The organism is Pseudoruegeria aquimaris, from assembly GCF_900172235.1.
In the GTDB taxonomy this organism is placed as follows: domain Bacteria; phylum Pseudomonadota; class Alphaproteobacteria; order Rhodobacterales; family Rhodobacteraceae; genus Pseudoruegeria; species Pseudoruegeria aquimaris.
In genome coordinates this window covers 1-9,921 of the sequence record NZ_FWFQ01000049.1, presented here as the reverse complement: position 1 = coordinate 9,921, position 9,921 = coordinate 1, and the positions used below count along the sequence as shown (strand labels likewise).

14 protein-coding genes are annotated in these 9,921 nt (G+C 65.9%); 5 read left to right on the top strand and 9 right to left on the bottom strand.

Going from position 1 to position 9,921, the window contains the following annotated elements; all coding sequences use genetic code 11:
* Positions 1–173: 173 nt before the first annotated feature.
* From PSA7680_RS18215 to PSA7680_RS18185, 7 genes are all read right to left on the bottom strand, one after another.
* Positions 174–755, bottom strand: coding sequence for a VOC family protein (locus PSA7680_RS18215; protein ID WP_085870087.1), 582 nt, complete (start codon positions 753–755; stop codon positions 174–176).
* A 125-nt stretch (positions 756–880) separates the two neighbouring features.
* Complete coding sequence (locus PSA7680_RS18210) at positions 881–1,537, bottom strand: peroxiredoxin (RefSeq protein ID WP_085870086.1); 657 nt, start codon at positions 1,535–1,537, stop codon at positions 881–883.
* A gap of 122 nt (positions 1,538–1,659) precedes the next feature.
* Positions 1,660–2,307: an RluA family pseudouridine synthase gene (locus PSA7680_RS18205; RefSeq protein WP_085870085.1), complete on the bottom strand. Its 648-nt coding sequence runs from the start codon at positions 2,305–2,307 to the stop codon at positions 1,660–1,662.
* Between the two features lie 66 nt (positions 2,308–2,373).
* On the bottom strand, positions 2,374–2,757 hold the full coding sequence (locus PSA7680_RS18200) for a GFA family protein (protein WP_085870084.1): 384 nt from the start codon (positions 2,755–2,757) through the stop codon (positions 2,374–2,376).
* On the bottom strand, positions 2,754–3,380 hold the full coding sequence (locus PSA7680_RS18195; RefSeq protein ID WP_085870083.1) for a LysE family translocator: 627 nt from the start codon (positions 3,378–3,380) through the stop codon (positions 2,754–2,756). The genes PSA7680_RS18200 and PSA7680_RS18195 overlap by 4 nt, the downstream gene beginning before the upstream one ends.
* Complete coding sequence (gene msrC / locus PSA7680_RS18190) at positions 3,377–3,835, bottom strand: free L-methionine (R)-S-oxide reductase MsrC (protein ID WP_085870088.1); 459 nt, start codon at positions 3,833–3,835, stop codon at positions 3,377–3,379. Before msrC ends, PSA7680_RS18195 begins: the two co-directional genes overlap by 4 nt.
* Positions 3,835–5,013, bottom strand: coding sequence for a thiolase family protein (locus PSA7680_RS18185; protein WP_085870082.1), 1,179 nt, complete (start codon positions 5,011–5,013; stop codon positions 3,835–3,837). Before PSA7680_RS18185 ends, msrC begins: the two co-directional genes overlap by 1 nt.
* Before the next feature lie 105 nt (positions 5,014–5,118).
* Here PSA7680_RS18185 and PSA7680_RS18180 point away from each other — a divergent pair, with 105 nt between their 5' ends.
* The 4 genes from PSA7680_RS18180 (at position 5,119) to PSA7680_RS18165 (ending at position 8,155) form a co-directional block, all read left to right on the top strand.
* Positions 5,119–5,457 carry an STAS domain-containing protein gene (locus PSA7680_RS18180; protein WP_085870081.1) on the top strand — a complete coding sequence of 113 codons (339 nt, stop codon included), beginning with the start codon at positions 5,119–5,121 and terminating at the stop codon, positions 5,455–5,457.
* Positions 5,458–5,474: 17 nt separating this feature from the next.
* On the top strand, positions 5,475–5,921 hold the full coding sequence (locus tag PSA7680_RS18175; protein WP_085870080.1) for an ATP-binding protein: 447 nt from the start codon (positions 5,475–5,477) through the stop codon (positions 5,919–5,921).
* Between the two features lie 267 nt (positions 5,922–6,188).
* Complete coding sequence (locus tag PSA7680_RS18170; RefSeq protein WP_085870079.1) at positions 6,189–7,769, top strand: gamma-glutamyltransferase family protein; 1,581 nt, start codon at positions 6,189–6,191, stop codon at positions 7,767–7,769.
* A 2-nt stretch (positions 7,770–7,771) separates the two neighbouring features.
* Positions 7,772–8,155 carry a rhodanese-like domain-containing protein gene (locus PSA7680_RS18165; RefSeq protein WP_085870078.1) on the top strand — a complete coding sequence of 128 codons (384 nt, stop codon included), beginning with the start codon at positions 7,772–7,774 and terminating at the stop codon, positions 8,153–8,155.
* A 12-nt stretch (positions 8,156–8,167) separates the two neighbouring features.
* On the opposite strand, the gene hspQ is transcribed toward PSA7680_RS18165, so the two are convergent.
* The gene (hspQ, locus tag PSA7680_RS18160) at positions 8,168–8,494 is read right to left on the bottom strand and encodes a heat shock protein HspQ (RefSeq protein ID WP_085870077.1); all 327 of its coding nucleotides are present in this window, start codon (positions 8,492–8,494) and stop codon (positions 8,168–8,170) included.
* Positions 8,495–8,799: 305 nt separating this feature from the next.
* Here hspQ and PSA7680_RS18155 point away from each other — a divergent pair, with 305 nt between their 5' ends.
* Positions 8,800–9,381 carry a transglycosylase SLT domain-containing protein gene (locus tag PSA7680_RS18155; RefSeq protein WP_085870076.1) on the top strand — a complete coding sequence of 194 codons (582 nt, stop codon included), beginning with the start codon at positions 8,800–8,802 and terminating at the stop codon, positions 9,379–9,381.
* On the opposite strand, the gene PSA7680_RS18150 is transcribed toward PSA7680_RS18155, so the two are convergent.
* A complete protein-coding gene (locus PSA7680_RS18150; protein ID WP_139838721.1) occupies positions 9,378–9,683 on the bottom strand; it encodes a hypothetical protein in 306 nt (101 codons plus the stop codon). The genes PSA7680_RS18155 and PSA7680_RS18150 overlap by 4 nt on opposite strands.
* Positions 9,684–9,921 lie beyond the last annotated feature (238 nt).

The window sequence follows — 9,921 nt, the reverse complement described above, 5'->3', positions numbered from 1 at the left end:
CAGCGCCTCAGCGCCGCCGGTGAGGGGGCTTTTACGGAGACACGCAGAGAGTCGCAACACCAAAAATGAAGAAAATCACAAATCAATCCAATTTTTTGCGTAAGTGACTGATGTTAAAGTGGTTTTTCATGTGATTTTCTGCGCCGCTGCCCATTCACCCCATGCGGCAGGCCTCAGTAGGGGTTCTTCGGGCCGCGATCGGCGGACAGGCTGTCCTGGCGGCGGGTCACCAGCATCTCGATGGCATCGGCGAGATGGGATTCCTGGATGTTGTAATCCCCCCGTTCCACCCGCAGCCGGTGCGCGGTGATCATGACATCGGCGTGGGAGCAGCCCATCGGCGGCTCGAACTTGTAGCAGGCCAGCTCGATCAGCAGCCCCATGGGATCCTTGAAATAGATCGACTCCATGAAGCCGCGGTCGCGGTGGCCGGAGTGTTCGATGCCGCGCTCATCCAGCCTGGCTTCGATCTGGCGGAAGGTGGCCAGCCCCACGGAAAAGGCGAGGTGGTGGACGCAGCCCGGCTCGGTGGGCGTGCGGCGCGGATCGGCCGTGCGGGTTTCATTGGTGAAGACGGTGATGAGCCGCCCGTCACCCGGATCGAAGTAGAGATGGCCCTCGTGGGGATCGTCGAGATTGGGCTGATCGAAGATGAAGGGCATGCCGAGCACGCCTTCCCAGAAATCGATGGATGTCCGGCGGTCTGCGCCGGTGAGCGTGATGTGGTGCACGCCCTGCACCTGGATCTTCCGCATGTCTCTCCCTCCCTTCGGACGGGAAGAGTAGACCCGCAAGTGACGCGTCTGGCAACCGGCCACGAAAAAGGCGCCACCGAAACCGGCGGCGCCCTGGGGCATTCGGTCGGCAGGAGCGCGGCGGCTCAGCCGGGCTGCTTCGTCTTGCGCAGGTAGGGCAGGACGGTCTCGAAGGCGCCGAACCGCTCCTTCGCCTCGTCGTCGGAGACGGCGGCGGTGATGATGACGTCATCGCCGTGCTTCCAGTTCGCCGGCGTGGCCACCTTGTGCTGGGCGGTCAGCTGGATCGAGTCCAGCGCGCGCAGGATCTCGTCGAAGTTGCGGCCCGTGGTCATCGGGTAGGTGAGAGAAAGCTTCACCTTCTTGTCCGGGCCGATGATGAACACGGTGCGGACCGTCTGGTTGTCGGCCGGCGTGCGGCCTTCTGCGGTGCCCTCTTCCTCGGCGGGGAGCATGTCGTAGAGCTTGGCGATGGAGAGATCGGTGTCGCCGATCAGCGGATAGCTCACGGCATTGCCGGTGACGGCGGCGATGTCTTCCTTCCACTTGTGGTGGTTCTCCACCGGATCGACGGAAATGCCGATGATCTTGGCGTTGCGCTTGGCGAACTCCTCGGCCATGCCGGCCATGGCGCCCAGTTCGGTGGTGCAGACGGGGGTGAAATCCTTCGGGTGGCTGAACAGGATGGCGTAGCCGTCGCCGATCCACTCGTGGAAATTGATGCGGCCTTCGGTGGTGTCGGCGGTGAAATCGGGGGCGATGTCGTTGATACGCAGGGCCATGACTCTGAGCTCCTCATGTATGACGCGCCGAAATGCGGCGCTCTGCCCGCAATGTATAGGCACAGCACCCCCCACAGGCCAAGCGGCAATCCTGGGCGCGCGCCCGGATCAGCCCGCCCGGATCAGAAGGGCACCGGCGCCCGGAACTGCATACCGCGCCCGCCGTCCGGGTGGCGCACGCGCAGGGTCTCGGCGTGCAGCATCAGCCGCGGCGCCTTCAGGGCTTCGCCCGTGGCATAGAAGGGATCGCCCAGAATGGGGTGTCCGATCTCACGCATGTGCACGCGGAGCTGGTGGCTGCGGCCCGTCTTGGGAAAGAGGCGCACGCGGGTGGCCGCCGCTTCCCGGCGCATGACCTTCCAGTCGGTGATCGCCTCCTTGCCGGTTTCGAAATCGACCTTCTGCAGAGGGCGGTTGGGCCAGTCCACGATGAGGGGCAGGTTCACCGTGCCGGCATTCTCTTCGATCAGGCCCCAGACCCGCGCGACGTAGGTCTTCTTCGTCTGACGCTTCTCGAACTGAAGCCCGAGGTGGCGCTGCGCGTGCGGGGTGAGCGCGAAGATCATCACGCCCGACGTGTCGCGGTCCAACCGGTGGACCAACAGCGCCTCGGGAAAGGCCGCCTGGATCCGCGCGATCAAGCAATCGGCGAGATGAGGCCCCTTGCCGGGCACCGACAACAGCCCGGAGGGCTTGTTCACCACGAGGATCTCGTGATCGTGATGCAGGATGTCCAGCGGAACATCGGGCGGGGAATAGACGTCGCTCATGGGCGTGGCCTAGCCCGGGCGGACGTTGACTGCAAGCGCGCCGCGGGGCGGGCGCGCCGGCGCTGCCTAATCGATCCGATCGGGGCCGGGCTCGATCTCGTAGTAGCACGCCTTGTCGGAGACATGGATGTGCCGCGCCGTCGTCAGCCCGTCGGGCGCATCGAGCGTGCCGGACCCGATGGAGGTCATGCCTTCGCCGTCCTTGCGCCAGAACAGGCTCGCTCCGCAGGTTCCGCAGAAGCCGCGTTCGGCGGTGCCGGACGAGCGGAACCAGCGCAGCCCGTCGTCGCGCGTCAGGGTCAGGCGCGCGTCGGGCACCTGCGTGGCGGACCAGTAGTGCCCGCTGGTGCGGCGGCACTGGCTGCAATGGCAGGCCACCGAGGGGCGCAACGGGCCTTCGACCTCGTAGGTGACGGCGCCGCAGAGGCAGGAACCTGTGTATTTCGTCATGCGCGCCCTCCCAGCGGCAGGGCGGTTCCGCCCAGCAGCAGGCCGTAGGTCACGAAGCACGCCGCCATGAACCGCCGGAACCAGAGGTTCAGAACCGCGCCCAGCGCGGCGCGGCCCAGGCCGGCGCCCAGCGCGGTGTAGCCGCAGTAGGACAATGCGGTGAGCGTGAGCGCGGTCGGCATGATGGCCCCCATCTGCGACCAGATCGGAACGTCGGGCTGCACGAACTGCGAGAAGGCCGCGAGGTAGCCGGCCACGCTCTTGGCATTGATGGTGGCGATGAGGAGGGCGCGCCCGAAGATCCCGCGGGCCGAAACGGCGCGCACCTGCGGCGGGCGGCCCGCCGAGAGCCAGCCTTTCACGCCGAGGCCGATCAGGAAACCGGCCCCGAGGATCTTCATCACGAGGAACAGAGCGGGCGATGCCGCGATCACGGCGGTGACGCCGAGCGCCGAGAGCAGAAGGAAGGCCGTGGCCTGGCAGAGGATCGCCGCCACGCCCCAGAGCGATTTCCGAAAGCCGAACTGCATGCCGTTCTGGATGCAGTTGACGGCATTGGGGCCGGGTGTCGTCACGAAGACGGCCCAGAACAGGGCGAAGACGATCCAGCCCTCGAAGCTCATGTGGCCGCCTTGAACACCCGTGCGAGGATCACCGCGAGCGCTTCGGCATCCTGCTCGGTGAAAGCCGCGGGAAGATCGGAATCGATGTCGAACACGCCGAGCAGATCCCCCTGGCCGTTCCACACCGGCAGAACGAGTTCGGAACGCGTCGAGGAGGCGCAGGCGATGTGGCCCGGGAAGGCGTCCACATCATCCACGAGCTGCACTTCGCCGCTCCGCGCCGCCGCGCCGCAGACGCCGCGCGAGAACGGGATCACAAGGCAGCCGTGCCCGCCCTGGTAGGGGCCGATCTTCAGCGTGTCCCCGCCCACGTTCCGGTAGAAGCCCGTCCAGGTGAACCGGTCGTCGCTGTGGTGAACCTCGCAGGCCACCGTGGCCATCAGGGCCACGGTGTCCGTCTCTCCTTCGGTCAGGCTGTCGAGCACCTTGCCGAGGGCTTCATAGTCTACGCGCATCATGGCCTTTCGATCGCAATTGCCGTGCCTTCGCCGCCGCCGATGCAGATCGCGGCGACGCCACGCTTCAGGCCACGTTTTTCCAGCGCGTTCAAGAGCGTCACCATGATCCGGGCCCCTGAGGCGCCGATCGGGTGGCCCAGCGCACAGGCGCCGCCGTTCACGTTCATCTTCTCTCGCGGGATGTTCATTTCGCGCATGAAGGCCATCGGCACCACGGCGAAGGCCTCGTTCACCTCCCAGAGATCGACGCTTTCCACCGTCCAACCGAGACGATCGAGCAGCTTGCGCGCAGCCGGGACCGGGGCCGTCGTGAACCAGCCGGGTGCCTGCGCGTGGCTGGCATAGCCGAGGATCCGCGCCCGGACGGGCAGCCCACGGGTCTGCGCCGCCTCTTCGCTCGCCAGAAGCAGCGCCGCCGCACCGTCCGAGATGGAGGAGGCATTGGCCGGGGTCACCGTGCCGTCCGGCCGGAAGGCGGGTTTGAGCTGCGGAATTTTCTCGGGGCGGGCCTTGCCGGGTTGCTCGTCCTCCGCCACCACGACCTCGCCGCGCCGGGTCTTGAGCGTGACGGGGGCGATCTCGCCCTCGAAAGCACCCGACTTCTGGGCCTCCAGCGCGTTGGCCAGCGACGTGAGCGCGTATTCATCCTGATCGGCGCGGGTGAACTGGAAGGCCTCGGCGCAGTCTTCGGCGAAGGTGCCCATCAGGCGGCCCTTGTCATAGGCGTCTTCGAGCCCGTCGAGGAACATGCTGTCCTGCACCTGCTGGTGGCCGATCCGCGCGCCGCCGCGCATCTTGGGCAACAGGTAGGGCGCGTTGGTCATGCTCTCCATGCCCCCGGCCACCACGAGGCCGGCGCGCCCGAGCGCGATCTGGTCGGCAGCCACCATCGCCGCCTGCATGCCGGAGCCGCACATCTTGTTGAGGGTCGTGGCCGGGACCGCCTCGCCCAACCCGGCGTGGAATCCGGCCTGGCGTGCGGGTGCCTGCCCCTGCCCTGCCGGCAGGACGCAGCCCATGACAAGCTCCTCCACCGCTTCGGCCTCGGCGCCGGCATTGCCCAGCGCCGCGCGGATCGCGACGCCGCCAAGCTCGGATGCGGAGGCCTCCGCGAAGGCGCCCTGGAAGCCTCCCATGGGGGTGCGGGCCGCCCCGGCGATAACCACTGTCTTCATGCTCTCTCTCCCTGAAGGGTCTCATGCGCTCTCCTGGCCACGCATACCGAATGGTAACCTTTGCCGTCTAGCCTCCATCCCGGATGTGATCTTTCGGAGGCTGCAATGAAGTTGTCGTCAAGAGACGAAGGGGATGTTCGGGTCGTTGCGCTCGAAGAGTCGCGTCTGGATTCGGCCGGGGCGCTGGAGTTCAAGGAACAGATGCGTTCCCTTGGCGCCGGCGGCCCGCGCCGGGTCGTTCTGGACATGGCTCAGGTTCAGTTTCTGGACAGCAGCGGCCTCGGCGCGCTCGTGGCGGTGATGAAGCTGCTGGCACCGGATGCACGGCTGGAAGTCGCCGCGCTCTCGCCGGCGGTGGCGCAGGTCTTCGCCCTCACCAAGATGGACAGCGTGTTCACCGTGCACGACTCAGTGCAGGCCGCCCTCGCGGCAGCCCCGTCCTGATCGGGCGGGAGGTCCACATGAACGACACCCTGCCCCAGAGCACGATCTCCCTTCGCATCCCCGGCGATGCTCATTCCGTGCGTCAGGCGCTCGATCGGATCGATACCGCCCTGCGGGCCGCGGCACAGGATCCCGCGATCTGCGACAAGGCCCAGATCGTGCTGGGCGAGGTGATGAACAACGTGGTGGAACACGCCTACGCCTCGCGCAACGGCACCATCGAGGTGGACATCGCTCCCGGGGGCACCTCCATCTCCTTTCTGGTGACGGATGAAGGCGATCCCATGCCGGAAGGCGCCCTGCCAAGCGGACGTGCCGTGGAAGACGGCACCGCGCTCGATGCCCTGCCCGAAGGCGGCTTCGGCTGGCTGCTGATCCATCAGCTCGCACAGGGCATCGAATACCGCCGCGTCGGATCACGCAACGAGCTGCGTTTCCGGCTGGATCTCGCCGGTGCGCCCTGAGCACCGCTGCATCCGCAGAGCAGGCGGCACGGCGGCCTTGCCAGATTCCGGCCACAATCGCTCCGCATCGCGGCCAGAAACACCTGCTACCGAAAAAGGGTAGCTGCTTGAAGCTTCCCCCGGTGCCGTGAGCAATAGCCCCCACCATTGCGTGCACCGGGGTACAGCGGCCCGCACCAGCAGCGCAGAAAACCAGCAACTGAAATTGATGTTGAATTTCCCGGCCCGCAGCCTAGGCTCCTGCGCGGAACGTAAAGGGAGCAACACATGCGGGATTTCCACCTGCCCGGGCGCTCGCCCGTCTACGCAACCAACGGCATGTGCGCCACGTCGCACCCGCTCGCGGCCAAGGCCGCCGTGCAGATCCTGGAGGCAGGGGGCAATGCCGTGGACGCCGCGATCGCCGGGGCCGTGCTCCTGGGCATCTGCGAGCCGCAGATGACGGGGATCGGCGGGGATTGCTTCGTGCTGCTCAAACCGGCCGGCAGCGAGGACATCCACGCACTCAACGGCTCCGGCCGCGCGCCTGCGGGCCTGAACGCCGAAGTGCTGCGCGCGCAGGGCCATGACGTGGTGCCGCCGCTCAGCGCCCATGCCGTCACCGTGCCAGGTGCCATCGACGCCTTCTGCCGGCTGTCCAAGGACTGGGGCCGCGCAGGACTGAAGACAAGCCTCGCCCCCGCCATCCACTACGCCGAAGCCGGCGTGCCCGTGGCCCCGCGCACGGCCTTCGACTGGGCGCTCGCGGCCGACAGCCTTCAGGGCGCCGCCCGCGACTACTACCTCCTGGACGGGGCAGCACCCCGACCGGGCCAGGTGTTCCGCGCGCCGAAGCAGGCCGAGGTGCTGCGGCGGATCGCCATGGACGGGCGCGACGCTTTCTACGAGGGCGAAGTGGCCGAAGACATGGTCGAATCCCTTCGCGCCCTCGGCGGGACGCACACGCTTGAGGATTTCGCCGCGACCGCCTGCGAATACACCACCCCTGTCAGCGGCACCTACGGCCCGCTGGAGCTGGTGGAGCACCCGCCCAACGGCCAGGGGGCCACTGCCATCCTGCTGGCCAACATCCTGAAGCACTTCGACATCGCCAGCCTTGACCCTTTCGGCGCCCAGCGGGCGCATATCGAGGCCGAGGCCGCCAAGCTTGCCTATGATGCCCGCAACCGGTTCCTCGCCGACGCCGATCACACCGCGCGGCTGGCGCACATGCTGGCGCCGGAAACGGCGGAGAAACTTGCCGCCCTGATCGATCCCAAACGCGCCATGGCGGATCCGGCGCCCGTCAGCGAACAGGTCCACAAGGAAACGATCTACATTACGGTCGTCGACAAGGATCGCATGGCCGTCTCCCTCATCTACTCGGTGTTCCACAGCTTCGGCTCGGGCCTCGCCTCGTCGAAATTCGGGATCAACTTCCAGAACCGCGGCGCCGGCTTCACGCTGGAGGCCGGGCACCCGAACGAAGCCGCCGGCGGCAAGCGCCCGATGCACACGATCATCCCGGGCATGCTGCGCGAGGGCGGGAAGCTCGTCATGCCCTTCGGCGTCATGGGCGGCGCCTACCAGCCCAACGGCCACGCCCGCCTGATTTCCAACCTCGTGGATTTCGGAATGGACCCGCAAAGCGCGATCGACGCGCCGCGCGCCTTCTCCGATGCCGGCGACATGAAGGTGGAGCGGGGCTACGCCGAAGCCGTGCGCGCGGAACTCGCCGAGATGGGGCATCGGGTGAGCATCCCCGAAACCGCCATCGGGGGCGCGCAGGCCATCCGCATCAACCACGAAACGGGCGTGCTCGAAGGCGCCTCCGATCCGCGCAAGGATGGTTCCGCTCTGGGATACTGACCATGGCCATCACACCCGTTCGCACCCTCGTCGCCCAGGCGAAATCCGAGATCACCACCCTGCCCGCCGATGCCGTCGCGCAGGCGGTTGCCGCCGGCACGGCGCTTATGGTCGACATCCGCGACATCCGCGAGCTGGAGCGCGACGGGCGGGTGCCCGGCGCCTTCCACGCGCCGCGCGGGATGCTGGAATTCTGGGTCGATCCGGAAAGCCCCTACTACAAGCCCGCGCTCGGTGAAGGCCGGCTTCTTGTGCTGTTCTGCGCCAGCGCGTGGCGCTCCGCCCTCGCCGCGAAGACGCTTCAGGACATGGGCGTCGAGAACGTGGCCGAGATGGAAGGCGGCTTCAAAGGCTGGGAGGCCGGCGGCCACCCCGTTGAACGCTGATCGCGCCTCCGCTCAGTTCAACTGGAACTGCAGCGGATAGGCCCCATCGTGGAAATCGCCGAAGAGTTCGGGAAGATCCGGGTGCTCGACCGGTTCGCCGGTGTAATCGGCGATGAGATTCTGTTCGGACACATAGGCCACGTAGTGATCCTGTTCGTTCACGGCCAGAAGGTGGTAGAACGGCTGCTCGCGGCGCGGGCGGCTTTCCTCGGGAATCGCGTTGTACCACTCCTCGGTGTTGGCGAACTCCGGATCCACGTCGAAGATCACGCCCCGGAAAGGGTGCTTGCGGTGGCGGACGACCTGCCCGAGGTGGTATTTTGCACGCGTGGTAATCATAACATCTGTCCCCATTATGGTTATTATGCCCTTAATCGTGGCGATGTCCATGAAACCTGCCCGGATTCCAGCGAAACAGATTGTGGCAAAATTTTGGACAGTTTTCAGGGGCTTATCAAAATACCCCAACGAAACAGGGGAATCCCACAGCACCTTCCGCAGGGTCACCCCGCCGGATTGCGGCAAAATTGAGGCCCCGCCGCCCAATGAAATTGTGATCGCACGAGGGGGCGCTTTGCCGTTTTCTTGGAGGCCCGGTTGCGGTAACCTAGCCCCATAAAAACAAAACGAGCAGATCCAGTTACATGAAACGCGTGGTCCTTTTTGCCAGTTTGCTGGTCCTTCTGGCTGCGTGCGGTGGCCCCCCGCCCCCGCCGCGCAATCTCAACGACGCCTGTTCCATCGTGAAACAGTATCCGAAGTTTCGCCGCAGCATGAAGAAAGCGGAACGCAAGTGGGGCGTGCCGATCAACGTGCAGATGGCCACGATCTACCAGGAAAGCAAATTCGTGGGCGATGCCCGCACCCCCCTGCGCTACTCGCTCGGGGTGATTCCGATGGGCCGCCAATCCTCTGCCTACGGCTACGCCCAGGCCCTCGATGGCACGTGGGATGAATACCGCCGCACCGCCGGAAGCCGCGGCGCCAAGCGCGACAACATCTCCGACGCCACGGATTTCATGGGCTGGTACATGGATCAAACCACCCGGAAACTGGGAATCTCGAAATCCGACGCGCGCAACCAGTATCTGGCCTACCACGAAGGCCAGACGGGCTACGCGCGCGGATCCTACAAGAAGAAGGCCTGGCTCGTGCGCGTTGCCGGCGAGGTGGAAAACCGCTCGCAGATGTACAAGCGCCAGCTTCAGGCCTGCGGCAAGCTCTAGGCCCGGCAGGAGCGGCGGCCGAACTCCGTTTCGATCGCCGCCAGCTCTCTCTGGAGATCCGCCTCCTGCGCGCGCGTCAGGGCCTGACGGATGGCGAAACGGGCGGGCCACCGCTTGAGCCGCGGCCGATCCCAAAGATCATGAAACAGATTGCGCTGAAGTTTCTTTTCGGATGCCCCGCCACGTTCGGGTTGGGGAAAAGCCAGGCGCAGAACCTGCGCCTGGATCTGCCTGCGGGAAACCACGCCAACACTCACTTTCGCCTGCGATGCCTGCACACCGGGCTGACTGCTGCTGCTCATCTGAACCTCGTATGATTGCCTTGGAAGGCCTCTCGCCTTCTTGGGCGCAATCATACCTTGAGAGACTGAAATTCCCGCGCGGAAAGCCCTTAAAACTCTAACGGACCCGCCTAGGTCGTGAACTCATAAACGGGATTCCGTTTTTGGCGGTGTGATGATTCACTTTCGGAAACGGAGGTGAGCATGACGGGCAGACACGATGTGAGCGATGCGGAATGGGCGGTGATCTCGCCGCTGT

Coding starts and splice junctions, on each gene's coding strand:
- msrC (WP_085870088.1), bottom strand. CDS start 3,835: ATGCGCGTAGACTATGAAGCCCTCGGCAAGGTGCTCGACAGCCTGACC.
- PSA7680_RS18170 (WP_085870079.1), top strand. CDS start 6,189: ATGCGGGATTTCCACCTGCCCGGGCGCTCGCCCGTCTACGCAACCAAC.
- PSA7680_RS18185 (WP_085870082.1), bottom strand. CDS start 5,013: ATGAAGACAGTGGTTATCGCCGGGGCGGCCCGCACCCCCATGGGAGGC.
- PSA7680_RS18210 (WP_085870086.1), bottom strand. CDS start 1,537: ATGGCCCTGCGTATCAACGACATCGCCCCCGATTTCACCGCCGACACC.
- PSA7680_RS18180 (WP_085870081.1), top strand. CDS start 5,119: ATGAAGTTGTCGTCAAGAGACGAAGGGGATGTTCGGGTCGTTGCGCTC.
- PSA7680_RS18175 (WP_085870080.1), top strand. CDS start 5,475: ATGAACGACACCCTGCCCCAGAGCACGATCTCCCTTCGCATCCCCGGC.
- PSA7680_RS18150 (WP_139838721.1), bottom strand. CDS start 9,683: ATGAGCAGCAGCAGTCAGCCCGGTGTGCAGGCATCGCAGGCGAAAGTG.
- PSA7680_RS18155 (WP_085870076.1), top strand. CDS start 8,800: ATGAAACGCGTGGTCCTTTTTGCCAGTTTGCTGGTCCTTCTGGCTGCG.
- hspQ (WP_085870077.1), bottom strand. CDS start 8,494: ATGATTACCACGCGTGCAAAATACCACCTCGGGCAGGTCGTCCGCCAC.
- PSA7680_RS18195 (WP_085870083.1), bottom strand. CDS start 3,380: ATGAGCTTCGAGGGCTGGATCGTCTTCGCCCTGTTCTGGGCCGTCTTC.
- PSA7680_RS18215 (WP_085870087.1), bottom strand. CDS start 755: ATGCGGAAGATCCAGGTGCAGGGCGTGCACCACATCACGCTCACCGGC.
- PSA7680_RS18200 (WP_085870084.1), bottom strand. CDS start 2,757: ATGACGAAATACACAGGTTCCTGCCTCTGCGGCGCCGTCACCTACGAG.
- PSA7680_RS18205 (WP_085870085.1), bottom strand. CDS start 2,307: ATGAGCGACGTCTATTCCCCGCCCGATGTTCCGCTGGACATCCTGCAT.
- PSA7680_RS18165 (WP_085870078.1), top strand. CDS start 7,772: ATGGCCATCACACCCGTTCGCACCCTCGTCGCCCAGGCGAAATCCGAG.